Consider the following 24632-nt stretch of genomic DNA (forward strand, 5'->3'; position numbering starts at 1 on the left):
GTCACGCCTCCTCCGGGGCCCCGGCTCCCGCTCCCGTCGCCGGCCCCGCCACCGTCTGGCCCCAGGTCATCTTGACCTTGAGATGCCCCTCGACGGACGTCTTGGCGATCACGGCCCCGGCCGCCGCGTTCAGCTTGACGCCGAACTCCAGCTCGACCGCGTCCGGGTTCAGCCTGCCGCCGCGCAGCGCCGCGAGCGCCGCCTCCGCCGCGTCACGGACGTGCCGGAACGCGTCCTCGAACCGCTGGGTGGCATCGTGGATCATCTCGCCGGGGCGCGACACCGAGGAGAATCCGGGCTCGCGGTCGTCGGTCTCCACGACGATGGTCCCGTGCTCGGTCTGCCAGCGCACCAGTTCGTTCACGTCCGCCCCCTCGTCACGGAAATCTATCAAGATCATGCGGTGTGTGATGCTTTGCCGGAGAACACCGCACCCCGCGCATACGGCCACAGGAGGACAGCATGATCACCGTCGACCAGGTGCGGGCGCTCACCAGGACGCTTCCGCGCACGTCCGAGCACCTGATCCGGGACCGGGTGAAGTTCCGCGTCGGCTCGATCGTCTACGTCGCGTTCTCCCAGGACGAGACCGTGATGGGCTTCGCCTTCCCCAAGGAGGAGCGCGCCGCGCTGATCGAGTCGGAACCGGCGAAGTTCCACCTGCCGCGCGAATCGGACCTGCGCTTCAACTGGGTGCGCGCCTGGACGGAGGCGCTCGACGAGCCCGAAATGCGGGAACTGGTCGTGGACGCGTGGCGCATGGTCGTCCCGAAGAAGGTCGCCGCCGCCCGCCTCGGGTTTTAAGGGGCGCCGCCGCCCGCCTCGGGCTTTGACTCTCAGTGCGGCGGCGGCATCGGGTCGATCGCGTTGCCCGCGCTGCACCCGCCCTCGCCGGGCATGCGCTGGATTCTCGACGGCGACCACACGGAGGTCCTGCCGGGCGCTACCCGCGCCAGGACGCAGTCGAGCGCCTCGGACAGGTACGGCTTCACCTTCAACACCACGCCCACGACGCCGCCCTGCGTCATGAACTCCACACGGATGGCCGGGTCGAGGCGCAACGACGCGACGGCCGCGCGGACCTTCGCCTCGTCCGCGGCACCTCCGGCCGGGACGCGCGGCAGCGCCTTCTCCAGCCGCTCGGGCGGGATGTCCGGCGTCTTCGGCCACGGCTCGAACTTGAGCGGCTCCCCTTGCGGGCAGGGCACCTCCCGCGGGTCCTCGTCCCTCTCCGCGTCGCCTTTGAATCGCAGTTCGAAGCACCGTTGCACGGTGATCTCGTTGCCCCACCCCTCGAACGCGGAGCCGGACGTCCGGACCACCACCCGGACCCCGTCCCCGGCACCGGTCGAGACGCCGCTCACCCGCATGACCTCGACCTTGCCGAGGTCGGCCGCAAGGTGCCCGACGTCCTGCGCGGACCACGTGCGCCCGTCGTACACGACGTTCAAGACCCGGCGGGCCTTCTCGCGGGCGGCATCGGTGGCCTCGTCCTCGGGCGACGTCCCGGGGACGCATCCCGTGATCAGCAGGCCCACCAGGACGATCGCGATTCTGCGCATGGACTCATGATCGAGGCGCCGGGACCCGCGCGGTATCCGCGTTCGTACTCAGTTCGCGGTGGCGGGCTGCGGTTCCTTCTCGTCCGGCGTCTCCTTGACGGGCTCGGCCTTCGACTGCCCGGACGGGGCGCCGCGTCCCCACGCCATCGCCGCCGCGAAGCACGCGAACGGCAGCGCGGGCAGCAGGTACCGGTAGTCGAAGTCCACGGTGATGGGCGGAATGGCCAGAAGCGTCACGCTCGACGTCCAGAACAGCGCCGTCCGCGCGCGCGCCCGCCGCCACACGATCCCCGCCGCCCCCGCCAACAGGACGACCCCCAGCACCGTGCCCGGGACACTCACCCGCTCCTGGTAGCCGCGCATGATGCCCGCGTACGGCTCGACGATGTGGGTGCGTCCCGTGCCGTGCGAGTACTCGCGGACGACCGTCCGCCGGTCGCCGCCGCCGAGCACCGGGAGGTCCGGCTTACGCGCGGTGGGCTTCGTCGGGAAGTGGTACCTGGCCTCGGTGCCCACGGTGGGGTACTGGCTGCGTTTCCACGAGAACGTCCGGACGAAGAAGTCGTACGACACCACCCGCGCGTAGTCGAGCGGCTGGTTCCGGATCGCCCAGAGCGCGAACCGCTGCGCGTCGGCGTTGGTCTTCTCGTCGAACGCCTTGCCGTTCGTCCATCCGGTCGGCGAGCCCTCCACCCAGATCTGGTGGGACGAGGCGAGCCGGTCCTCCTTGGGGCCATGGGGGCAGAGCCGGGCGATGTCCGGGGGCGGCGTGAAGGCGTCGCAGTCGGCGAACGCGGCCGTCCGGCCCCAGAGGAAGATGCCGTCCACCCCGGTCATGGCGAACCGGCCGTGCTCCTGCTGGTACCACGTCGCGTACGCCCCCACCGGCAGGACGAACGCCGCCGCGAGCGCGACGTACGCGGGCCAGCGCGTCCGGCGCACCAGCAGGTACAGCAGCGCGATCAGGAACAGCGGCACCCCGACCGTCCGCGTGACGGCCGCCACGCCCAGCAGCGCGCCCACCAGCGCCGCCCGCTGCCACCCCGTCGCGCCGGGCTTGGCCAGCACCAGCATCGCGCCGAACGCCAGGACGGTGAACAGGGTGTCCGACAGAAGCAGGTGCTCAAGCGTGATCTGGTACGAGTCCAGCAGGATCGGCGCGACCGCCACCGCCGCCCACACCCGCCGGACGTCGAAGTCGCGCACCAGCATCCGGTAGCCGACCACCGCCAGCCCGATGATCGCCGCATGGTGCAGCACCGTCACCAGCGCCAGGCTGTGGAACGGCTTCAGCATCCACAGGAAGATCCCGTAACCGGACGGCCGCAGCGGATGCGGAAACGGATCGTCGGCGATCCGCACGAAGTCGTAACTGTCGTTGAACCACAGCACGCCCTGGAACCCCAGCGTGGTGATCACCCGGAGCACAACGCCCCCGGCCAGCACCACCGCGAAGAGCCGGTTCCCCTTGACCGCGGCCACGACCTTCGGAAGGCGTTCGGCCAGAGGGGAGAGCGACACCGGGGACCCTTACTGCAGACGGGCGGGCGGAATCCTGCGTACCTGCGCCGACCGGGGACGCTCCTGTACCGGCCGGGGCCGGCCGCGTCGCGCCGGGGGCGGGAAACCTCGGGCCCATGCCCCTCCGCCCGCGCATCGGCCGCGATCCTACCAGCGCGTTCATGACCGTGCCCTGGGGGTGCGCGGACGCCCCCGATGCCACCCCGAAACCCGGACGCACCGAGATGTTCCCCACAACGCCCCCGATCAAGATCAAGATAAGGTGATCTTGGAAATCGGGACAGAACCCCCCGCTGGCGGGGGTCCTTCCGGGCCCGTACGTCCGGTTCTGCGCCCCAATTCCGACCCTGTCACCGCACAGAAGGGAAACCGGGTGAGGCGCTGGAAACCAGCCCTGATCGGAGCGGCCACGCTGGCCGCGCTACTCGTCCCCGCACCGGCCGCCGCGGCCGACCCGGCCGCACCCCGGGCCACCCAGCAACCCAGGCCCGCCGCCAGCATCGGCCACAGCAAGATCAAAGCCCCCGCACGCGCCGCAGCCGCCGACCACACGGTCACGATCCGCGGCATCGACATCGACGGGACGCCCGTCGCGCCCCTCGCCGGCCTGATCGACCCGGCGTCCGGCGCCGAATACCCCCTGACCCAGGCCGGTGACACGCTCACCGCCCTCGTCCCGGCAGGGACCTACGACCTGACCGCCATCGTCCTCACCGGCCACCCCGGCAACCCCACGGACCTGGCCCTCTACGGCAACCCGGCGCTGCCGGTGAACGGCGACGTCGACATCACCATGGACGCCCGGACGGCGCCGGAGCTCAAAGCGGTCAGCCCGTCCACGACCGCCACCGAGGTCACCAGCCACGCCCAGCTGACGCAGACGATCGCTGGGCAGCAGATCTCGTCCCTCATCAGCGGCACCCCGCAGACCAGCCTGCGCGCCTGGCCGTCGGCCACGACCACCCGCCCGTACCACTTCCTGTACGTGGAGAGCCAGTCCGAGCCGCTCACCACCCAGCCCGCGCCGCGCGTCTACAACCTGGCGTTCCCGACCGCCGGACGCATCCCCACCACGCTCACCTTCACCGCCGCGCCGAGCAGCCTGGCGCTGGTGAACACGACCTACGCGTCCCAGGGAGTGCCGTCCGACGGCGTCGGCCCGCACTCCTCGGTCCTCGACTTCGACGGCATCAACGAGAAAGTGATGGGCCTCTCGCACACGGCCGCCGCCCCCAGCACGCAGCGGATCTACTACACGGCGGCAGGCGTGGTCTGGAGGAGCAACTACTTCTACCAGTCCGGCAGCGTCCAGGTCGCCGAAAGGCAGACCAGCGCGCGGACCTACACCCCCGGCGCCACCCACTCCGAAGCCTGGAACAAGGCCGCGTTCGGCCCGACCGTGAAGACCGGCCACGGCCAGGGCCAGCTGCTGGCCTTCCCGATGATCGCCGACACCGGCACGCCGGGCCACGAGAACCTCGGCGGCAACTACTCGGAAGGCACCCCGGGCACGCTCACCCTGTACCGCAACGGCCAGCTCGTCGGCCAGAGCACCAACCCGCTCGCCGGAAACTGGAACGTGCCCGCCGAGGCCGCCACGTACCGGCTGGACATGTCCGTGCAGCGCTCGGTCCCCTGGTCGAGGTACGTGTCGAGCATCAACGCGAGCTGGACGTTCCCGTCCGCCGAACGCCCCGGTGACCCGTTCGAGGACCAGCGCGGCCTCCTCCAGCTCCGCATCACCGGCAACTACGACAACACCGGCCGAGCCCCATCAGGCGTCACGTTCCCCCTGGACGTGGTGGTGGAACGCGCCGCAGACGGCTCGGCGGTGACCTCGGCCTCGCTGGAGGCGTCCTTCAACAACGGCACAACCTGGACCACCGTGCCCCTGACCCCCAACGGCACCGACCGCTGGACGGCCAACGTCCCGCACCCGACAACCCACAACGGCTACGTGGCCCTGCGCGTCAAGGCCGCCGACGCCTCCGGAAACGCAGTGAACCAAACCGTAACCCGCGCCTACGCCCTCAACTGACCCACCCGCGGTCCCGGGCCCACGCCCGGGACCGCGCTCACCCGTCCAAGATCTCGATCATGGGGGCGGATCCCTCGTTGACCGTTCCCATCGCTTCCTGGGAGACGCCCTCTCGCGTGCCGGTGATCTGCATGGGAGAGATCGGTGTCACGAGGTAGACGCCCGGTGCCAGCACGTCGGGGCCGGGCACGCGGAGCGTGGTGGTGATCGTGTACCTGCTGAGGAAGGCGCATTCCGACGGGACGTAGGGCTGCGATTCCCCGGTCGTCTTGCTCGTCGCGGGCGCCATGACGGCGCCGGTTCCGGTGGGAAGCTCCTTCGGCTTCGCGGGAGGGACCCGGTAGAAGGCCAGGTAGTCACCCTTGAACGGGGTGTCTTCTCCGCTCCAGCCGAATTTGAAGCCGCCCACCACGTCCGTGCGCTTGGTCTTCTCACCGAAACATTGGCGTTGACCGCCGGGGAGGTATTTCGCGCCTGCGGGTGTGCGGGCGCGGAACCGGGTGACGACCCGCATGGTCATGCCGCGTTTCGCTCGGGCGGGGGTGACCGTCATGATCAGGTCCATGTAGGGGGTGTCGGACGCGGGCATGCTGTGCTGTCCGGTCAGGATTCCGGGACGGGTCCAGTACGCGTGGATCCCACCACGGCTGACGCCGCCGACACCCGGTCCCGCGGGCCACAGGACCCACGTGGCGATCACGGCCCCGACTCCGGCCACCCCGATGCCCGCGGCTCCCTTCGTCCCGCCGACCTTGGCGAGGACGCCCTTGGAGACGGACGCGCCGCCCTTGGCCATGAAGTCCGCCGCGGCCGCCCCTTGGACGTAGCCCACTGACGCCTGGCCTGCGAAGGTGCCCGCCGCCGCGGACGAGGCGCCTGGAGCGAGGATTGCGCTCCCGAGCATCGCCAACGGGATCGCCGGTGCCACGATCGCGGCGGCGGCTCCGAGCGCGAGGAATCCGCGGCGCTCCCAGTCGGGGCCGTAAGCCCGGACCGCGACCGCCTCCAACTCGTTGACGAATTCGGAGGCGTTCCACGTCCTGGCGGAGGGGTCCTTGGCCAAGCCGCGCTCGACGAGTGGACGCAACCGCTCGGGCACTGCGTCGAGGGGCAGCGGTCCTTCGGTGTGGGCGGCTCTCCAATCCTCCAAGGTCGTCCCCTGGAAGGGCTTCTCGCCACTGACGCATTCCACGAACACGCAGGTGGCGGCGTAGAGGTCGGTCGCGGGCGTGGCCGGTCCGCCTGCCCATTGCTCGGGCGCCATGTAGGCGGGGGTCCCTGCTATGCCCTTCTGCCCGGAGAGGACGGCGACTCCGAAGTCGATGAGCTTGCTCTGCCCGTCGTCCTGGACCAATACGTTCGCGGGCTTGTAGTCGCGATGGACGACTCCCACGGCATGAGCCGCCGCCAGACCCAGCAGTGAACCCTTCAGAGTCGTCAATGCGGCTTCGGGCGTGAACGGCCTCTGCTGATCGTCCAGAATGCGGCGCAGTGAACGGCCGGGCACCGCCTCCAGGACGATCGCCGCACCCCACGGTGATTCCAGGTAGTCGAGCAGCCGCGCCACATGCGGATCCATGACCCGCTTGAGCATCGCGGCCTCGTCCCGGAAGACGGTCCGCGCCGCCGGGTCGCCGAGCAGATCGGGGGCCAGATACTTGATCGCGACGGGTCCGGCGCCGGACTCGTGCCGGGCGAGCACGACCACACCTTGCGTCCCGGCCCCTAACTCGGCCAGCTCGACGAATCCCGGCAGGCGGTGTTCGCGCGGTGTCACTGGCCGGTGTTGGTCTGGATCTCGCTGACGATGAGCGGCGTGGGCTGCGACGTCATGGTGTGCTCGCCGAGGTCGCCGCCGGGGGCGGCGCAGGCGGTGCCCTCACACGTCCAGGTGATGTGCCAGGAGATGGTGGCGGTGATCTCGTACTTCCCGCCGGGCTGCCCGGCGGACGACCGCTTGTAGGCGTAGGAGCAGGCTTTCCCGTCCTTGCTGCCGGCGTTCTGGCAGACGAGCTTGCCCTCGCCGAGATTCCACGTGACCGACCTGGGCTGAGCCGTCGCCTGGACCCTCTGGGCACCCGCGCTGACGGGCGCCGTCTGCACGACGTTGAAGCCCTCCACCCACAGCGCCGTCCGCATGCGCACGTACGTTTTCCCATTGGGCGCGGTGTGCACCTCGGGGACGGGCAAGCCCTTCTTGGCCAAGGCGCTCTGGACGAGCTCGAACGTGTTGGGCGGGGCGGCCAGGAGCGGCCCTCCGCCCCCCTCCACGGGAACGAAGCCGACCGCCTCGTTCGCCGTCAATCCCTCCGGAGGGGGCGGTTCGACGGGACCGCCCCCGCCGTCTCCACCAGAGCCGGCGCCTCCGCCGGACGAACCGGTCTCGGTGGAGCGCGGGTTGCAGGACATCGTCCCGTCGGGCCGCACGATGCAGCCGAAGGCGGGGGCGGCGGTGGCGATGGGCACCAGGAGCGCGGCCGTCACGAGGGCGGACGCCGTGATGGCGCCGGATGCCGCGCGGCGCCTGATGAGGCTGTTGGGAGACATCGTGCGTCCTTCCCGATCTGCCGTCAGCATTGCTTGTCCCGGACGGTGGCGGCGGCCTTCCAGGTGCGGCCGTCGTATTGGAGTGTCGTCCGGTAGACGTAGGCCGCGCCAGGCCCGCCGCTGATGCGCTTGCCTGTCGCGGTGGAGAAGCGGTAGCCGACGAGTGTGCGCACGCAGTCGATGACGTAGACCCTGGAGCTGTCCGTCGAGCGGGCGTAGACACGGGGGTTGAAGGTGTTGGTGAAGCGCCAGAGCTCGCCTTTGGCCTTGGTGGCTTCCAGCTCCTTCGTCACCTGCCCGAGAAGCGGGTCCACGGCGACGGTCGAGAGCTCGGCCGCGTCGTTGGTCTCGTAGGCCTTTTGGTAGGCGGTCTGGTAGGCGCGGTAGCGCTTCAGGGCCGTCTGGTAGAGCTGCTTCTCTGGGATGCCGGACGGGGCCGCGGCGGCGGGGGCCGGGGCGGCGCCGTCGTTCAGGGAGCCGTTGGGGGCGAGTTCGCCGTTGGAGGACGAGCCAGAGGAGCCGCACCCGGCGGCCAGGCAGGCGATCAGAAAGAGACCCAGTGAGGGGGTTCTGACCAAGCGGGCGCGCATCGTCATCCCTGAGCGGCAGCCGACAACGGGGCGGAATACGCGCAGAAGCTTACAGAGGCGGGTGTGGCGAGAAAAGGGATTCGTTGGGGCCGCCTTGACCTCGACCGGGCTTGAGGTAGCACGCTGCATGTGAATGCCGTGATGGGAGGGGTTCTGATGCGTGCGGTGTGGCTGAAGGAGTTCGGCGGGCCGGAGGTCCTGGTGCCGGGGGAGGCGCCGGATCCGGTGCCGGGCGAGGGGCAGGTGCTCGTCGCCGTGGAGTTCGTCAACATCACGTTCGTGGAGACGCAGATGCGGGCGGGGTCTGGGCCCGCTCCGGTGCGGCTGGAGCCGCCGGTCATTCCCGGGAACGGGGTCGGGGGCGTGGTCGCGGCCGTTGGGCCCGATGTCGATGGCGGGCTCGTCGGGCGGCGGGTGGTGAGCGGCACCGGGGGCTCGGGCGCCTACGCCGAGCTGGTCGCCGTTGACGCGGCGGGGCTGTTCGAGGTGCCGGGCGGGCTGCCGCTCGACGACGCGGTCGCGCTGCTGGCGGACGGGCGGACGGCGACGATGATGCTGAGCGCGGCGCGGCCCCGTCCGGGGCAGCGGGTGCTGGTGGAGGCGGCGGCCGGTGGGGTCGGGACGCTGCTCGTCCAGCTGGCGAAGGCGGCGGGCGCGACGGTCGTCGCGGCGGCCGGTGGGGCGCGCAAGGGCGAGGTGGCGCTGGGGGTGGGTGCGGACGAGGCCGTCGACTACGGCGAGCCCGGCTGGGCCGCGAAGGCGGGGGAGGTGGACGTGGTGTTCGACGGCGTCGGCGGCGAAGTGGGGCGCGAGGCGTTCACGCTGCTCCGGCCGGGCGGGCGGATGGTCAGTTTCGGGCTGGCGAGCGGCGAGTGGGCGGGTGTCGCGGAGGAGGACGCGGCGGAGCGAGGGGTGACGCTCGTCCAGCCGGGGGCCACGCCGGAGGAATTGCGGGAGTTCACGCGGAGCGCGCTGGCGGAGGCGGCAGAGGGGAGGCTGCGGCCGGTGATCGGGCAGCGGTTCCCGCTGGACGGGGCGGCGGACGCGCACAGGGCCATCCAGTCGCGTGCCACGGTCGGCAAGACGTTGCTGGAGGTCAGGTGATTTTCTCCAGGAACGTGGTGAGCGCGCTCTCGTAGGCGACGGGGTCGACGTTCCACGATTCGGTGTGCCCGCCCGGTGTGGCTATGTGGGTGACCATGCCGGGTGGGGCCGTCCTGGCGAAGGTGTAGGCGGCGCCGTTGTCGACGGTGGCGTCGTCGGCGGCGGTGAACAGCAGGACCGGTGTGCGCAGCTTCGGCGCGTACCGGCGCTGGTCGAACTCCGACAGGTCGATGCCTATGCGCATCTCCAGGACGCGCTTGGCGACGCCCGTGACGAAGCCGGGCAGATTGCGGGCGTCGCCTTGCATGTCCAGGGTGGCGTTCCAGTCGAGGACGGGGGAGTCGAGGACGACGCCCCTAACGAAGGTGGGATCGTCGCGAAGTGTCCTCATGGACATCGCGCCGCCCATGGACCAGCCGTACAGGACGACGCCCGTCGCACCGTTCGCGCGTGCGTACCCCATGGCGGAGACGACGTCGCGCCATTCCGTGTCGCCGAGGTGGTTCTTCCCGTCGCTGGACGGTGGGGCGCCTACATCGTTCCGATACGCGATGGACATCATCGGCAGGCCCAGTGCATGAACGGCCTTCATGGCACGAAACGTCTCCGCCTTGTCGGCGTTCCGTCCGTGGACGCCGATGACCCACGTGCTGTTAGGCGACTTGCCTGGAATCAACCACGCGGGCATGGGCCCCGCCTGGGACGAATACGTGACGTCCTGGAAATCGAGCCCGAGGGCCCTCTTCGGGTCGCCGTCGTACACCCAGTGGTCGATGGTTGCTGAGGAGCCCTTGACCAGGGTGCCTTCGACGATGGAGGAGATTTGGCGGACGACTTGCGCGTCGTTGCCGCCGGTGACCGGGCCTAGGAGAGCGCGTCCGCCTTCCCAGGCGAGCGCCCACGTTCCCGCACGTTCCGTCGATTCTTCCTTGGGCAGCGTGACCGTGCCGTTCGCCGCGTCCAGGACGGTGAGCGAGTAGTCGGACGAGTGGTCGACCTCTATCGCGACGCCCGCGAAGTACCAGCCGATCCCGCCGGCGGCCGCGCTCAGCAGGACGATGACCGCGACCGCGGCCGCCATCAGCGGGCGGGCGCGGCGGCGCCGCCGGACCCGGGATCCGGGCGCGGCAGGGGCCGGTGACTCAGGGACGATGGTCGACACGACATTGAACCTAGCCTCCCCTGAAAGTTTCCGGCGCTCGGGCTGTTCCGCAATGCGGTGATCAGTGCGGTTAATCTGCCGGACAGGTGCCATGGATCCGACGGGAGGGCGCGCGGCGTGACGGGGCAGAGCGACCGCATCGCGGAGATCGAGGGCGAGATCATCGCGTTCGCGCGGCGGATGGCGCCGCCGGGATGGCGGCGGATCGACCTGCACTGCATCGCGACCGTCGCCGTCAACGACGTCGCCGTGACCGTGCTGACCGGCGAGGGGAAGACGGTGACGGCGGAGACCGTCCCGCCGGACCTGACCGGCCTGCTGATGGACCTGCGCCGCGCGCACTACCTGTCCGAGCAGGGCACCTGGTTCTCGATGGTCGCGATCATCGAGCCGGAGTCCGCGCGGGCGCTGTACAACTACGACTTCGACCCGCTGTGGGAACCGCCGATCCCGGCCGACTACTGGCGGCGCGACCAGATCGTCATGCCGCGCGACGGGGCGAACGTGCCGGGCTGGCTGCGGGACCGGCTGGACGGCCGCGAACCCGCCACCGCCGCCGTTCCGGACGTCGGGCCGATGGATCCGGTCGAGCAGATGGAGCTGCTGTCCAGCCAGGTCACGGTCGTGGTCGCCGATCACGCGCCGCCGCTCTGGCGGACGATCTCCGGCTACTACCAGGCGGTCGGGGACCATGTGGAGTTCCCCGCGATGACCTGCCACCGCGCGGACGGCGCCGTCACGCCCTGGACGGCTCCCGAGGCCACCGCGGGCCTCCTCGACCGGCTCCGAGCCGGGACGCACGCGTTCCAGGGGACCACCTGGTGCCGGATCGACTTCGAGGTCGTGTACGAGGACGGCGACGTCCGCTGCAGGGCGAGCTTCAGGCACGACGACGAGCCGCACTGGGACGCGGAGCCGTCCCCGGCCGACATCCGGCGCGAGCTGGAGCGGTTCCCGCGCGACGAGGTCCCGGACTGGATGACGCACCGGCTCGGCAGCCGGGCCGTCCAGCCGGCGACGGTCGCCGACCTGCCGGTTCCCGCGCCGGGCGGGCTCCGCCGGGCCCGGATCTTCGACCACGCGGGACCGGACGGAACACGTCCCGCTGTGTCGCGCCCGCCCGTCCCGCCGGACGAGGTAGAGCGCGTCACCGAATACCTACGACAGGGCCCGATCGTCATGGCGGCCCGATCAAACGCCCCCGACAGGCTCGACTCCTCACGCGGCGCGGTCGTCCCGCTGACGTTCCACACCGATGGGACCTGGGTCTGGTCAGGGGCGGTGGCCTATTACCTGAGCGAGCATGGGATCGCGCCAGAGGCCGACCTGGTCGCGCATATGCGCGCCAACGGGTTCGAGGTGCCGCCGGTCGACGACGACACCATGAACGCTGCGAACGCGGCCGTGACGGGTAGGACGGTGCCTGAACGCGTCCTGACGGAACCGCCGGAAGAAGCCGAAGCGGAAGAAAGCGGCGACTGGGCGAACAACCTCCAGCACCGCCTCGACCAACTCCGCGTCGACCGTGCCGCATACCGCATCAGGGAGACCGCAGAAGGCGTCTGGTGCCTCCTGCCAGAAGGCGACCGCTGGACGGTCTTCCAGCTGCGGGACGGCGAACGACGCAAGGAAGCCACGTTCGACGACACCGAACAGGCCGCCGCGCATCTGCTCGGAAATCTTCTCCTGGACCCGCGCAACACCGTCGAGGAGAACGGTCCGTTCGAGCCGCTCAGTGGCGAACCCCCGCTCTCCCTTCTGCGCGACCGGCACGTGATGGAACTGGCCGCAGGAACGGAAGTCGACCGCTACGGCGGCTCCGATGGCAACGTGACGTACGCGGCGCGCACGCCTTATCCGCGGCGGTCGCTGCCGCGCGAATGGCAGGACCGTCCGTACCACGTGTACCGGCTCCAGCGGCCGGAGGAGGCGCTGACGGGCACGGCCGTGCCGTGGTTCGGCCAGCCGGGCGGCGGGACGGCGCACGTGTTCCGCCGGTCGATCGCCGAGCTGATGTGCGACGGCGTCCTCATCGAGATCGACGCGCGGGACGCGGGGACGGGCTGATCAGGCTCTTCCGATCGCGGAGACCAGGTCCAGGCCCAGCAGCAGGTCGACGCGGATGAACGTCTCCAGCTTCGCGCCCGGCGGCACCCCGGCGTCGGCGGCGAGCCGGTCGAGGACGTCGAGCGCGCCGGGGCTGCCCAGATCGTCCGCCAGGGCTGTCTCCGCCTCCCTCGCGTACTCGCGGTTCATGGGGCGTCCGGGCGACGTCGCCCACTCCGCGACCTTGCCGCGCCAGCGGTCCAGCCGCTCGGTCGCCGCCGCCACCCTGGCCTCGGACAGCTCCAGCGGCTCCCGGTAGGCGACCTCCAGCATCGCCAGCCGCACCGCGAGCGGATCAGCGTGCGCTGTGCGGTCGCCAGTCTCGTGCCCTACGACCAGGCAGAGCGCGTCTGGGCGGCGGGCGGCCCCGCTCGTCACGTACAGGTCGGCGTCCGCCAGCGGGGTGTCCACCACCTCGAACGGCGCGACGTTGTGGTCGTCCAGCGCGAAAGGCTGGGTGGACGCTATCCGGACGTGGCGCCCGGCCCGTTCCGCGACGCGGCGCAGCAGGTCGGCGACCACGGGGACGCGGAGTCCTGACCCGTCCAGGATCTGGACGCGCAGGCCCCGCCCGCCGGGCAGCGGCTCGGCCCGCCGGGTGCGATGGTCGTACAGCCGCAGCATGCCCCCAACCCTAGGCCGGACGGCCCGGAGCGGGCGGCCCGGGAGGCCGGTTCCGGATCAGAGCTGCGGGTCGGACGGCATCGGGCCCGTCGGCATGGGCATGGCGCCGTCCGGCTTGCGGATGGCCGCGAACCGGAGCCGCACGTAGTCCGCGACCCATCCCGACTCGCGGCGCAGCGCCGGGGCGGCGAGGTCGTTGACCCGGGCGAGCAGCGGGTCGACCAGCTCCGGCGGGACGTCCGCCAGCGCCGTGGCCGCGTACGCGCGGACCCAGTCGGCGGCGCCGTTCGGGCCCTCGGTCATCCGGGTCGGACGGTCGGCGTGCTCCAGCAGCCGCAGCGTGAACCCGGCCTCCTCCAGCTTCGTCGCGTACTCGGCGGGGCTCGGGAAGTACCAGGGCAGGTCGGGCTCGCCGAGGCCGAACACCCGCCAGGCGGTCTGCATCGCGACGATCAGCTCCGCGCAGTTCCCGGCACCGCCGAGCTCGCCGACGAACCGCCCGCCGGGGCGCAGCGACGCGTGGACGCGTCCGATCACGGCGCCGGGGTCGCGGGTCATCCAGTGCAGGGCCGCGTTCGAGGCGACCGCGTCGAACGACTCGCCGACGGTGAAGTCGTGCGCGTCGCCGAGCACGAACGACAGGCCCGGCTGCAGCGCGGTCGCCTGCGCGACCATGTCCGGGTTGCCGTCGATGCCCAGCACCTCGGCGCCCCGCTCGGCGATCTCCGCGGTGAACGCCCCGGTGCCGCATCCGAGGTCGATGATCCGTTCGCCGGGTTGCGGATCGAGCAGGTCGACCAGGGGCGCACCGTGCGCGGAGACGTACCCGAAGGCGGAGTCGTACGTCGTCACGGCCCAATTCACTGTCGTAATTTATCGGACATCACCCCGTACTGACGCGGCGACGGGCACACGCCGCCGCCCGCGGAAGATCTCCAATATCGCGGCCTTGACGGCATGTGTCGCACAAGTAACGGAGGGTATGAGGCCGCCCAAGTGACACGTTCGGGGGTGCGTGGTGCGAATCAGGGCAATCACCGTCGCCGGTGCCGGGCTCCTGCTCGTCGCCGGGACCGCCGGAGCCGCCGGTTGCAGCGGGCAAGAGGAGAAGCGGGCGCGGACCGCCGGGGAGAACGCGGCGCTGGGGAAACGGGCCCAGCAGAAGCGGGCGCCGGCGCCGCCACCGCCCAGGAAGATCGACTGTGACCGGGTCAAGTGCGTGTCGCTCACGTTCGACGACGGGCCGGGCCCCTACACGGCACGGCTTCTGGACACCCTCAAGGCGGGCGGTGCCCGCGCGACGTTCTTCATGCTGGGCGAGAACGTCCAGGCCCACCCGGACGTCGTGCGGCGGATGGCCATGGAGGGCCACGAGGTCGCCAACCACACCTGGTCCCATCCCGACCTCACCACGGAGCCGGCCGCCGAGGTCAGGTCGCAGGTCCAGCGGACGCAGCAGGCCGTCAAGAACGCCTCGGGCGTCACGCCGACGCTGATGCGCCCGCCCTACGGGGCGACGAACGCGCAGGTCGGACGGGCCATCGGGATGCCGCTGATCCTGTGGAGCGTGGACACGCTCGACTGGCGGCACAGGAGCGTCAGCCGCCACACCAAGGTCGGGGTCAAGGAGCCCGTGGGCGGCGGCATCGTCCTGTTCCACGACATCCACAAGCCCAGCGTCGACGCCATCCCGAAGGTGGTGGACGGGCTGAAGAAGCGCGGGTTCACGCTCGTCACGGTGTCGGAGCTGTTCCAGGGGCAGCCGCTCCAGCCCGGCCGGACCTACACCGAGCGCGCCCAGAAGACAGCCCCGGTGACGGCACGGCCATCCCCAACCGGCGGGACGGGGCCCTCCGGCGGCACGGGGCCCTCCGGCGCGACAGGGCCGTCCGGTGGCACGTCCGGCGCCGGTGGCACGGGGCCGTCCGGGCCGCGCTAGCGGTCGTCGTCGTCCTCGGCGGGACGGCGGCGGGGGCGGCGCGGCGGGGGCTGCGGCGGGACGACCTTCGCCGCGACCATGATCCCCTCCGGGACCTCGACCAGCTCACCGGTCCGGCGCCGGACCGCGAGGACCCCGCCGGACCAGGATTCGAGGACGCCGACGACGTCGCTGTACTCTCCCGTTGGCAGGCGACGGCGCAGCGATATCCGCCGGCCCACGTCGGCGGCGCTGATCGATATCACCAGGCGTGCGGCGAACCGGCCGGACATCTGCGGACCCCCCGTGTCGAATCGACGGCGCCGTGGCGGCCATACTATTCACAGCGAGCTTGCGGTGAGCCGTGACGTACGGCGGGGCCGGAAATCCGAGAGGAGTCACTGACGTGACCTACGTCATTGCGCAGCCCTGCGTGGACCTGCTCGACAAGGCATGCATCGAGGAGTGCCCGGTCGACTGCATCTACGAGGGCAAGCGCATGCTGTACATCCACCCGGACGAGTGCGTCGACTGCGGTGCGTGTGAGCCGGTCTGCCCGGTAGAGGCGATCTACTACGAGGACGACACGCCCGACCAGTGGAAGGACTTCTACAAGGCCAACGTGGAGTTCTTCGACGACCTCGGCTCGCCCGGTGGCGCCTCCAAGGTCGGGAAGATCGACAAGGACCACCCGATCGTCGCCGCGCTGCCTCCGCAGAGCCAGGAGGACTAGCAGCGGCGGAACGCCGGAACGCGTCCCGCGGGGGACCGTAGGGGCCGTTCCCGGGGGGCGCCTGTCCCAGGGGCGTCCGCGTCTCCCGAGGGGTCGCCTGTGTCGTTTCGGGGCCGTGGCCGCCACGTCGTGCGTGGGACGGCCACGGCCCTCGACTTTTCTTACAGCCAGACAGGAGTGTGGGCGTGTTCACGTTGCCGGACTTTCCGTGGGACCGGCTGGCCCCGTACAAGGAGCGGGCGCTGGCGCACGCGGACGGCATCGTCGACCTGTCGGTCGGGACGCCCGTCGATCCGACCCCCGAGCCGATCCAGGCGGCGCTCGCGGGCGCGTCCGACGCGCCCGGGTACCCGCAGACCTACGGGACGCCGCAGCTCCGCGAGTCCGTCGCGGGCTGGCTGCGCCGCCGCGCCGGCGTGTCCGGCGCCGACCCGGACGCGGTGCTTCCCGTGATGGGCACCAAGGAGCTCGTCGCCTGGCTGCCGACGCTGCTCGGCGCAGGCCCCGGTGACACGATCGTCTTCCCCGAGCTGGCCTACCCGACCTACGACGTCGGCGCGCGGCTGGCGGGGGCCCGGCCCGTCTCCACGGACGGCCTCCTCACCCTCGGCCCCGTCTCGCCCAAGATCGTGTGGGTGAACTCGCCGTCCAACCCGACCGGGAAGGTGCTGCCCACCGAGCACCTCCGCAAGGTCGTGGCCTGGGCGCGCGGCCGCGGCGCGATCGTGATCAGCGACGAGTGCTACCTGGAGTTCGGCTGGGACGAGGAGCGCCCGCCGGTCTCGATCCTGCACCCGGACGTGTGCGACGGCTCCCACGAGGGCCTCCTCACGGTCAACTCGCTGTCGAAGCGGTCCAATATGGCGGGCTACCGGGCCGGGTTCCTCACCGGCGACCTCGGGATGGTCAAGCGGCTGCTGGAGGTCCGCAAGCACGCGGGCATGATCGTCCCCGCTCCGGTGCAGGCGGCGATGACGGTCGCCTACGGCGACGACTCCCACGTGGACGAGCAGCGGGCCCGGTACGCGCGGCGCCGTGAGGGCCTGCGGGCCGCGTTCGAGAAGCACGGGTTCCGCGTCGACCACTCCGAGGCGTCCCTCTACCTGTGGGCCACGCGGGACGAGCCGTGCTGGGACACCGTCGCGCATCTGGCGTCCCTCGGCGTCCTCGCCGCGCCCGGCGAGTTCTACGGCCCGGCCGGCGCCCGGCACGTCCGGATCGCGTTCACCGCCACCGACGAGCGCGTCGACGCCGCCATCGCCCGCCTCTGAGCCACCCGCCGCCCGCCTGCCGTGCCGCCCGCACCGCCTCCGTGCCGCCCGCCGCTATCCGCGCGGAGACCATTTCATTTCGGTTACGGCGTTCTCGCATGCAACCGCTGGTTCTTTTGATACGTCTGAGCGCGGTATGGGCATGTGAGACGGCAGTCGATAGGATCCCGCAGGTCTGTGCCCGACTGATGACGAAACGATGGAGGTGTCCGTGGGCGGAGCGGCGATAGTGATCCTGCTGGCGCTGATCCTGGTCGCCTTGATCGTGCTGATCGTCGTCCTGCTGCGGCGCCGGTCGGGGACGTCCGCGCCGGGCCCGGCGCCCGCGCCCGCCGCCCCGCGCGACCCGTTCGCCGCCGAGGACCAGGTGGCCGGCGACCCGCGGACGCTCAAGGCCGGCGACATGGTCGAGTACCTCGGCACCCGCTACTTCGTGCGCGGCTCGCTGCGCCTGAGGGAGGGCGGCTACACCTGGAGCGAGCACCTCCTGGACGCCGACACCATCGAGGGCACCAAGGTGTGGATCTCCGTCGAGGAGGACCCCGACCTCGAGGTCGTCTGGTGGACCGAGCACGACATCGGCGACCTCACCCCCGGCGACCGGACGATCGTCGTCGACGGCGTCGAGTACCGCCGCGAGGAGCACGGCACCGCCACCTACGACAGCGAGGGCACGACCGGCGTCGGCGTGCAGGGACGCGTCGAGTACGTCGACTACGAGGGCCCGCGCGGCAAGTACCTGTCGTTCGAGCAGTACGGCGGCGGCCAGTGGGAGGCCGGGCTCGGCGAGCGCGTCCCGACCGGTTCGATGACGATCTACCCGGGCAGCGGCGGCTGACGTTGCGTACCACCCTCGACACCCCCTACGCCGACGCGCGCGCCGACGCGCTGTCGTTCGCGCTCGGCCTGCCGCCGCTGGACGCGCTCGCCGTGCTGACCGTCGAGCGGGCCGGGCTGGCCGTGGAGCTACGGCTGCTGGGCGCGTCCCACCAGGTCATCGCCGGGCCGCTCAGCGAGACCGTGGCGTGCCTGCCCGGCGCCGCCGAGCCGCTGCCCGGGCGCGCGAGCAGCGACGTGCCCGGCTGGACCTACGAGTTCGCCGCGACGACCGCCGCGCTCAGCGACACCACGGCGTTCTGCCGAGCCGTCGAGGCGGTCTGCGCGCGGCTCGCGGACCGCGGCGACGCCCTGACCGGGAACTTCCCCGGTTCCCCCCACGCCGTGACCGCCCTCGCACTGGAACGGACCACCCTCGAGCGGGCCGTCCGCGAGCAGACCGCACTGAAGACCCCCGCTTCCGAGGAGACCGGGTTCGGCTGGCGGACATGGCATGCCTACCCGCAGACCCGGGAGATCGTGATGACGCGGAGCCGGCTGGTGAAACCAACGTGAACAGTAGACACCGGATGATCGGCGGCGCCTGCGCCGCCCTCGTGACCGTCCTGGCGCTCGGGGGCTGCGGCAGCAAGTCCCAGGAGTCCTGGATCGGAGACAAGTACAAGAAGATGGGGGCCGGCACCTACCGGTCCCCGAAGGCTCCGCCGGCCGTGGCCACGGAGATCAACAACAAGTTCAGGTCGATCGACCGGGTGGACAACATGGCCACCATGGGCGCGGCGGGCGGGATCTTCCTGCGCTACCCGCAGCTGGTCGTCGGCGTCCTGCCGAACGGGACGGGCAGCCGGATCACGGTCGACACGCCCCGCAGCGGCTACAACCGCTACTACTCACACGTCAGCGGCCGCTGGGCCAGCCCGGGAAGCCACGGCTGGACGAGCACGGGCGCCGCGTCCTTCCGCGGCGGCGGGTCCGGGTCGGGTAAATAAGGAGCAGCAGATGGACGACCTGTTGGACGAGATCGGCGCCACCTTCGCCTACGGGGCGATCGGCATCGCGCTGATGGCGATCGGCTACCTGGTGGTGGAGGTGACGACGCCCGGCCGGCTCGGCAAGCAGATCTGGACCGAGGGGAACCGGGGCGCCGCGCTGCTGCTGTCGGCGAAGCTCCTCGGCATCGGCGCGATCGTCACCACCGCGATCATCACGAGTGACAACGACCTGAGCGACGGGCTGATCGACACGGCCGTGTTCGGCGGCATCGGCATCGTGCTGATGATCGTCGCGTTCCTCCTCCTCGACGTGACCACGCCGGGCAAGCTCGGCGCGACGCTCGTCGACGGCGGCGGCGCGGCCGCCGCGGGCAGTGCCGGCGGGATCCACCCGGCCGGGTGGGTGGTCGCCGCCGCCGACCTGGGCGTCGCCGCGATCGTGGCCGGGGCGGTCTCCTGAAGGGTCCGGCGATCGGAGCGGGGCTGGTGGCCTCGCTCGGGGCGCTGATCATCCTGATCGCGACGTTCGCGACCGGGGTGTCACCGCGCGGCCACATCACCAGCCACTACCGGAAGGTCTCGTCCGATACCTACCGGTCGCCGGACACGCCGCTGAAGGTGGCCGAGGACATCGTCTGGAAGCACAAGACGGATGAGCGGATCTACACCCCGACCGGCATCTACCTGCGGTATCCCGGCGTGATCGTCGGGATCCTGCCCGACGGGCGGGGCTCGCGGATCACCGTCGACGACCCCGACCGCGGATACGCCCGCTACCACTCCACGGTGAGCGGGAGCTGGGGCGGTCCCGGCGGCAAGGTCTCGTCCTTCCGCGGCGGAGGGCCCGGAGGGGGAGGCAAGTGAGCTCCGGCAACCGCACCGGATCGGGCGGCGGCAACGGGTCGGGCGGCGGCAACGGGAAAGCGGGCTGCGTCATCGCGGCCGTGGTCGTCGTGTTCATGATCGGCTGGCCGCTGTACGGCATGTACGACGAGGGCGTCTTCGGCGGTCGCGCCAAGGCGGCCGAGAGCGCTCCGTTCTTCGGGCCACAGCAGCTGGGGCGGCTCGTCGAGCAGCTTTCGGCGGCCGAGGCCGCGCAGGGCATCTGCTACGGCTGGGTGATCGACTCCGGTCGCTACCGCAAGATCACGCAGGTGACGCCGTCCTATCAGGGGACGTTCAGCCCGCCGCCCCCCGGGGCGCCGCCGCCGTCCCCCGGCGTGGAGGTCGGCGCGCCCGCCTCCCCGGCGCCGCGCGCGACGCCGAGCCGAGCGCGCCCCGTGCCGAGCGGGGCACGTCCGGCTCCGGCCAGGACGCGGCCGGTCCCGACCGGGACGCGGCGCGCACCGGCGAAGCCGCGGGGCACCGCGCCCGCACCGACCGCGCCCGCCCCCATCACGACGGGACCCGGCGCACCCCGGCCCACCGCACCCGTGCCCACGCCCACGTGGACGCGCCCGTCGTCCGCGGACCTGGAGCGCGAGCGGGACCTGCGGGCCCTGGACGACCTGGGCGTGGAGTTCGGGTCGAACCTCGGGCCGGGCGTGGACCCGCGCCAGGTGCCCGGCCGCTGCCCGAAGTGGGTGGTCCTCGAAAGCGACTACAACTACTCCTCGTCGTCCAAGGAGTTCACGTTCGGGACCCTGGAGATCGAGTCGAGTTTCGACGAGACCAGGGCCTTCGAGAACCTGAACACCTACACGCTGGAGCGCAAGCTCCAGATGGCGGGTGAGGACGGCATCAACGGCGAGTACGGCGTCGCGAGGCTCCGGGACGCCATCGGCGCGCTGCCGATGCTCATGGCGGAGGAGGGCGTGGCACCCCCGGTCCCGGCGCGGACCGCGGCGGCGACCGCCCCGCCCGCGGGGGACAGGCTCCACACCTCGCGCGTCACCAAGCGCAACGTCTGGACGGTCATCGGGGTCGCGATGATCGCCGGCGCCGCCCTCTGGTTCACGGTCGCCGCGGTGCGGAACCGGCGGAAGAGCGGGACATGACCGGAGGCCCCGAAACCGCCGCCGTGAAGGCCGGAACGAACCCCGCCGACGAGCCGGGCCGGCCCGACGCGGCGGAGACCGCGGAGACCGCGAAGGACGCGGACGAGACGGCGGACCGGGAACGGCTGCGGATTCCGGCGCGGGCGGCCCGCTCGCTGGTGCTGGCGGCGGTGTTCACGTGCGCCGCCTGCGGCCTGGTGTACGAGCTGGCCCTGGTCGCCCTGGGCAGCTACCTGATGGGCAACTCCGTCACCCAGGCGTCGATCGTCCTGTCCGTCATGGTCTTCGCGATGGGGATCGGCTCGCTGCTCGCCAAGCCGCTGCGGCACCGTCCGGTGGCGGCGTTCGCGATCGTCGAGGGCGTGCTGGCGCTGCTGGGCGGGCTGTCGGTGCTCGCGCTGTACGCGGCGTTCGCCTGGCTGAGCCTGTACAACCCGGCGCTGATCGTGATCGCGTTCCTCGTCGGCGCGCTGATCGGCGCCGAGCTGCCGCTGCTGATGACGCTGCTGCAGCGGATCCGGCGGCAGGAGGCGGGGGCCGCGGTCGCCGACCTGTTCGCCGCCGACTATGTCGGCGCGCTCATCGGCGGCCTCGCGTTCCCGTTCTTCCTGCTGCCGCTGTTCGGGCACATCAAGGGCGCGCTGCTGGTCGGCGCGGTCAACGCGGTGGCCGGGATGGCGGTGGTGCTGTGGCTGTTCCGCCGCGACGTCGGCCCCTGGACGCGGGCCGCGCTGTCGGCCGGGATGGTCGCGGTGCTCGCCGTCCTCGGGACGGCCTACGTCCTGGCGGACGAGTTCGAGATCTCGGCCCGCCAGGTGCTGTACCGGGACCCGATCGTGCTGTCCGCGCGCACCCCCTACCAGGAGATCGTGATCACCCGGAAGGTGGCGCTGTCGGGCCGCCCCGACCTGCGGCTTTTCCTGAACGGCGACCTCCAGTTCTCCTCCGTGGACGAGTACCGCTACCACGAGTCGCTCGTCCATCCGATCATGTCCGGCCCGCACGGCAAGGTCCTGATCCTCGGCGGCGGGGACGGGCTCGCGCTCCGGGAGGTGCTGCGCCACGACGACGTCCGCAGCGTGACGCTCGTCGAGCTGGACCCGGAGATCCTGCGCCTGGCCCGCACCTACGGGCCGATCGCCGCCCTCAACGGCGGCGCGTTCGAGGACCCGCGCGCCAAGGTCGTCGAGGCGGACGCGTTCTCGTGGCTGCGCGGCCTGAACGAGCGGTTCGACACGGTGATCGTGGACATGCCCGATCCCGACGACGTCGCCACCGCCAAGCTGTACTCGGTCGAGTTCTACGGCATGGTGAAGCGGGCGCTGAATCCGGGCGGCCGGATGGTCGTCCAGTCCGGGTCGCCGTACTTCGCGCCGAAGTCGTTCTGGAGCATCCGCAAGACGATCGCCGCCGCCGGCCTCGCCACCACCCCGTACCACGTCGACGTGCCCAGCTTCGGCGACTGGGGGTTCGTGATGGCCGCGCCGACGCCGGACCCGCCTGCCCTGTCGCTTCCGTCCGGCGTCTCGGACCTGCGCTTCCTCGACGCCGCGGTGCTGCAGGCCGCGACGGTCTTCCCCAAGGACCGCCGGCACCGCGACGTGGAGATCAACACGCTCGTCCACCCGCGCCTGGTGCAGTACGCGGAAGACGAGTGGAAGGACGCCTGACCGCCTAGTCGGGGACGGACTGCCGGATCGCCTTGTCGACGGCCCGCTGGAACGACGTCACCAGCGACTGGATCATCAGCGGCTTGAGCTTCCCGGCCATCTCCATCAGCCGCTCCCGCTCCTCCGGCGCCCGCCCGCCCTCCCGGTAGGGCCGGACGACGGTCTCCTGGAAGGCCTGCTGCAGCTCGGCGGCCAGCGCGGTCGTGTGCCGGTCGACGGCCTCGTGCGAGGCGATCAGCGTGTCGAGCGGCAGCGGCAGCGCGGCCAGCTCGGCGCTGATCCCGAGCAGCGCGGGGCTCACGACGCGGACGACGCCGTCCGCGAGGATCTCGACCACTCCGAGGGCCGCGAGCCGTTTGAGCACGTCATCATCGAGGTGCCGTCCCGCCCGGCGGTCCAGCTCGTGGCGGTCGAGCTCCTCGGGACGTTCCGGCGCCCACGGCGACAGCAGCGCCCGCTGGAGCGCGAGGTCTTCGGCCGACGCCTCCGGCGGGATGCGCTTCAGATGCTTCTCGATCGCCGCCAGCGTGAGCCCGAGCGACTGCAGCTCCCGGACGAGCTCCAGCCGCGCCAAATGGTCGGCGCCGTACAGGCCCGTCCGGCCGCGGAGCTTCGGCGGCGGGAGCAGCCCGCGCCCGGCGTAGAACCGGACGGTGCGGACGGTGACCCCGGCGCGCGAGGCCAGCTCGTCGACGGTGAGCTCCATCCCGCCTCCCTCTATGTGACAGTGCCAGTGTTACATTAATCCTGTATCAGGACGCACTTACCAAGGGAGACCGCCGGATGGGACGGGACATCTACACAGGGGAGCACGAGGCCTTCCGTGACATGGTGCGCTCCTTCATCGCGAAGGAGGCGGCGCCGCACCACGAGCAGTGGGAGAAGGACGGCATCGTCTCGCGCGAGGTGTGGCTGGCCGCGGGACGCGCGGGCCTGCTCGGCATCGACATGCCCGAGGAGTACGGGGGCGGCGGCAACCCCGACTACCGCTACTACGTGATCTTCAACGAGGAGCTGGCGAGGGCGGGGATCCACGGGCCCGCGTTCGCCGTCCACAACGACATCAACGGCGGCTACCTGCGCCAGCTCTGCACTCCCGAGCAGAAGGCGCGCTGGTTCCCCGGCTACTGCTCCGGCGAGATCATCACCGCCATCGCGATGACGGAACCGGCCGCGGGCTCCGACCTCCAGGGCATCAAGACCACCGCGATCAAGGACGGCGACGACTACGTCCTGAACGGGTCGAAGACGTTCATCTCCAACGGCATCCTCGCCGACCTCGTCATCGTCGTCGCCAAGACCGACCCGTCCGCCGGGGCGAAGGGCGTCAGCCTGCTGGTCGTCGAGCGCGGCATGGACGGCTTCGAGCGCGGCCGCAACCTCGACAAGGTCGGCCTGCACGCCCAGGACACCGCCGAGCTGTTCTTCGACAACGTCCGCGTCCCCGCCTCGAACCTGCTCGGCGAGGAGGGCATGGGGTTCATCTACCTGATGCAGAACCTCGCCCGCGAGCGGCTGTCCATCGGCGCCACCGCGCAGGCCGCCGCCGAGGCCGCGTTCGAGCAGACCCTCGCCTACTGCAAGACCCGCGAGGCGTTCGGCCGTCCCATCGGCAAGTTCCAGCACAACCGGTTCACGCTCGCCGAGATGAAGACGGAGCTGACCGTCACCCGCGCGTTCACCGACCAGTGCATCGTCAAGGAGGGCGAGGGGGAGCTGTCGGCCGAAGAGGCCGCGATGCTCAAGTACTGGAACACCGAGCTCCTGAAGACGGTCGTGGACCGGTGCGTCCAGCTCCACGGCGGCTACGGCTACATGACCGAGTACCCGATCGCGAAGGCGTACCAGGACGTCCGCATCCAGACCATCTTCGGCGGCACCACCGAGATCATGAAGGAGATCATCGGCCGCTCCCTCGGCGTCTGACGCTCTCGGCCTGCGCGCACCGGGGCGTGTTCGG

The 24632-nt window shown here is 71.3% G+C and carries 26 protein-coding genes; 15 read left to right on the top strand and 11 right to left on the bottom strand.

Features of this window, described 5'->3' with window-relative positions; translation table 11 throughout:
* Window position 1: 1 nt before the first annotated feature.
* Window positions 2–400: a CU044_2847 family protein gene (locus tag ACH34S_RS34310; protein ID WP_395957040.1), complete on the bottom strand. Its 399-nt coding sequence runs from the start codon at window positions 398–400 to the stop codon at window positions 2–4.
* 62 nt (window positions 401–462) lie between these two features.
* Here ACH34S_RS34310 and ACH34S_RS34315 point away from each other — a divergent pair, with 62 nt between their 5' ends.
* Window positions 463–804: an MmcQ/YjbR family DNA-binding protein gene (locus ACH34S_RS34315; RefSeq protein ID WP_395957041.1), complete on the top strand. Its 342-nt coding sequence runs from the start codon at window positions 463–465 to the stop codon at window positions 802–804.
* Between the two features lie 32 nt (window positions 805–836).
* Here the strand turns inward: ACH34S_RS34315 and ACH34S_RS34320 are convergent, their stop codons facing one another.
* Both ACH34S_RS34320 and ACH34S_RS34325 read right to left on the bottom strand, forming a co-directional pair.
* Complete coding sequence (locus ACH34S_RS34320) at window positions 837–1562, bottom strand: hypothetical protein (RefSeq protein ID WP_395957042.1); 726 nt, start codon at window positions 1560–1562, stop codon at window positions 837–839.
* 48 nt (window positions 1563–1610) lie between these two features.
* Window positions 1611–3083 (bottom strand): hypothetical protein, encoded by a 1473-nt coding sequence (locus tag ACH34S_RS34325; RefSeq protein WP_395957043.1) that lies wholly within the window; start codon window positions 3081–3083, stop codon window positions 1611–1613.
* Window positions 3084–3456: 373 nt separating this feature from the next.
* On the opposite strand from ACH34S_RS34325, the gene ACH34S_RS34330 reads away from it, so the two are divergent.
* A complete protein-coding gene (locus ACH34S_RS34330) occupies window positions 3457–5121 on the top strand; it encodes a hypothetical protein (protein ID WP_395957044.1) in 1665 nt (554 codons plus the stop codon).
* A 37-nt stretch (window positions 5122–5158) separates the two neighbouring features.
* Here the strand turns inward: ACH34S_RS34330 and ACH34S_RS34335 are convergent, their stop codons facing one another.
* The 3 genes from ACH34S_RS34335 to ACH34S_RS34345 are packed head-to-tail and all read right to left on the bottom strand — an operon-like array spanning window position 5159 to window position 8258.
* Window positions 5159–6898, bottom strand: coding sequence for a serine/threonine-protein kinase (locus tag ACH34S_RS34335; protein ID WP_395957045.1), 1740 nt, complete (start codon window positions 6896–6898; stop codon window positions 5159–5161).
* On the bottom strand, window positions 6895–7668 hold the full coding sequence (locus tag ACH34S_RS34340) for a hypothetical protein (protein ID WP_395957046.1): 774 nt from the start codon (window positions 7666–7668) through the stop codon (window positions 6895–6897). The genes ACH34S_RS34335 and ACH34S_RS34340 overlap by 4 nt, the downstream gene beginning before the upstream one ends.
* Before the next feature lie 23 nt (window positions 7669–7691).
* Window positions 7692–8258 (bottom strand): hypothetical protein, encoded by a 567-nt coding sequence (locus ACH34S_RS34345; RefSeq protein ID WP_395957047.1) that lies wholly within the window; start codon window positions 8256–8258, stop codon window positions 7692–7694.
* A 156-nt stretch (window positions 8259–8414) separates the two neighbouring features.
* On the opposite strand from ACH34S_RS34345, the gene ACH34S_RS34350 reads away from it, so the two are divergent.
* Window positions 8415–9362, top strand: coding sequence for a zinc-binding dehydrogenase (locus ACH34S_RS34350; protein ID WP_395957048.1), 948 nt, complete (start codon window positions 8415–8417; stop codon window positions 9360–9362).
* Here ACH34S_RS34350 and ACH34S_RS34355 read toward each other — a convergent pair.
* On the bottom strand, window positions 9355–10524 hold the full coding sequence (locus ACH34S_RS34355; RefSeq protein WP_395957049.1) for an alpha/beta hydrolase family protein: 1170 nt from the start codon (window positions 10522–10524) through the stop codon (window positions 9355–9357). The two genes, ACH34S_RS34350 and ACH34S_RS34355, sit on opposite strands and share 8 nt — an antisense overlap.
* Before the next feature lie 117 nt (window positions 10525–10641).
* Here ACH34S_RS34355 and ACH34S_RS34360 point away from each other — a divergent pair, with 117 nt between their 5' ends.
* Window positions 10642–12591 (top strand): TNT domain-containing protein, encoded by a 1950-nt coding sequence (locus ACH34S_RS34360; RefSeq protein WP_395957050.1) that lies wholly within the window; start codon window positions 10642–10644, stop codon window positions 12589–12591.
* Here the strand turns inward: ACH34S_RS34360 and ACH34S_RS34365 are convergent, their stop codons facing one another.
* Window positions 12592–13254 carry a hypothetical protein gene (locus tag ACH34S_RS34365; protein WP_395957051.1) on the bottom strand — a complete coding sequence of 221 codons (663 nt, stop codon included), beginning with the start codon at window positions 13252–13254 and terminating at the stop codon, window positions 12592–12594.
* Window positions 13255–13311: 57 nt separating this feature from the next.
* Entirely contained in the window at window positions 13312–14118 is an 807-nt protein-coding gene (locus ACH34S_RS34370) for a class I SAM-dependent methyltransferase (protein WP_395957052.1), read from the bottom strand.
* 154 nt (window positions 14119–14272) lie between these two features.
* Between ACH34S_RS34370 and ACH34S_RS34375 the strand changes: the two genes are divergently transcribed.
* On the top strand, window positions 14273–15193 hold the full coding sequence (locus ACH34S_RS34375; RefSeq protein WP_395957053.1) for a polysaccharide deacetylase family protein: 921 nt from the start codon (window positions 14273–14275) through the stop codon (window positions 15191–15193).
* Here ACH34S_RS34375 and ACH34S_RS34380 read toward each other — a convergent pair.
* Window positions 15190–15465 (bottom strand): hypothetical protein, encoded by a 276-nt coding sequence (locus ACH34S_RS34380; protein ID WP_395957054.1) that lies wholly within the window; start codon window positions 15463–15465, stop codon window positions 15190–15192. The genes ACH34S_RS34375 and ACH34S_RS34380 overlap by 4 nt on opposite strands.
* 113 nt (window positions 15466–15578) lie before the next feature.
* On the opposite strand from ACH34S_RS34380, the gene fdxA reads away from it, so the two are divergent.
* From fdxA to ACH34S_RS34425, 9 genes are all read left to right on the top strand, one after another.
* Complete coding sequence (fdxA, locus tag ACH34S_RS34385; RefSeq protein WP_131963938.1) at window positions 15579–15905, top strand: ferredoxin; 327 nt, start codon at window positions 15579–15581, stop codon at window positions 15903–15905.
* Between the two features lie 185 nt (window positions 15906–16090).
* Window positions 16091–17176, top strand: coding sequence for a succinyldiaminopimelate transaminase (dapC, locus tag ACH34S_RS34390; protein ID WP_395957055.1), 1086 nt, complete (start codon window positions 16091–16093; stop codon window positions 17174–17176).
* Between the two features lie 199 nt (window positions 17177–17375).
* Window positions 17376–18014 carry a DUF4178 domain-containing protein gene (locus ACH34S_RS34395; RefSeq protein ID WP_395957056.1) on the top strand — a complete coding sequence of 213 codons (639 nt, stop codon included), beginning with the start codon at window positions 17376–17378 and terminating at the stop codon, window positions 18012–18014.
* Window positions 18015–18016: 2 nt separating this feature from the next.
* Window positions 18017–18568: a DUF2617 family protein gene (locus ACH34S_RS34400; protein ID WP_395957057.1), complete on the top strand. Its 552-nt coding sequence runs from the start codon at window positions 18017–18019 to the stop codon at window positions 18566–18568.
* Entirely contained in the window at window positions 18565–19002 is a 438-nt protein-coding gene (locus ACH34S_RS34405; RefSeq protein ID WP_395957058.1) for a DUF4247 domain-containing protein, read from the top strand. The genes ACH34S_RS34400 and ACH34S_RS34405 overlap by 4 nt, the downstream gene beginning before the upstream one ends.
* Window positions 19003–19012: 10 nt before the next feature.
* Entirely contained in the window at window positions 19013–19465 is a 453-nt protein-coding gene (locus ACH34S_RS34410; RefSeq protein ID WP_395957059.1) for a DUF350 domain-containing protein, read from the top strand.
* Between the two features lie 26 nt (window positions 19466–19491).
* Window positions 19492–19869, top strand: coding sequence for a DUF4247 domain-containing protein (locus tag ACH34S_RS34415; protein WP_395957060.1), 378 nt, complete (start codon window positions 19492–19494; stop codon window positions 19867–19869).
* Complete coding sequence (locus tag ACH34S_RS34420; RefSeq protein WP_395957061.1) at window positions 19866–21002, top strand: hypothetical protein; 1137 nt, start codon at window positions 19866–19868, stop codon at window positions 21000–21002. The genes ACH34S_RS34415 and ACH34S_RS34420 overlap by 4 nt, the downstream gene beginning before the upstream one ends.
* A complete protein-coding gene (locus tag ACH34S_RS34425) occupies window positions 20999–22672 on the top strand; it encodes a polyamine aminopropyltransferase (RefSeq protein WP_395957062.1) in 1674 nt (557 codons plus the stop codon). The genes ACH34S_RS34420 and ACH34S_RS34425 overlap by 4 nt, the downstream gene beginning before the upstream one ends.
* Window positions 22673–22676: 4 nt before the next feature.
* On the opposite strand, the gene ACH34S_RS34430 is transcribed toward ACH34S_RS34425, so the two are convergent.
* Complete coding sequence (locus ACH34S_RS34430; protein WP_395957063.1) at window positions 22677–23378, bottom strand: MerR family transcriptional regulator; 702 nt, start codon at window positions 23376–23378, stop codon at window positions 22677–22679.
* Window positions 23379–23455: 77 nt separating this feature from the next.
* Here ACH34S_RS34430 and ACH34S_RS34435 point away from each other — a divergent pair, with 77 nt between their 5' ends.
* Window positions 23456–24598: an acyl-CoA dehydrogenase family protein gene (locus ACH34S_RS34435; RefSeq protein WP_395957064.1), complete on the top strand. Its 1143-nt coding sequence runs from the start codon at window positions 23456–23458 to the stop codon at window positions 24596–24598.
* The last annotated feature ends 34 nt before the right edge of the window (window positions 24599–24632 follow it).

The organism is Actinomadura sp. 3N508 (genome assembly GCF_044326375.1).
Classification (GTDB): Bacteria; Actinomycetota; Actinomycetes; order Streptosporangiales; family Streptosporangiaceae; genus Spirillospora.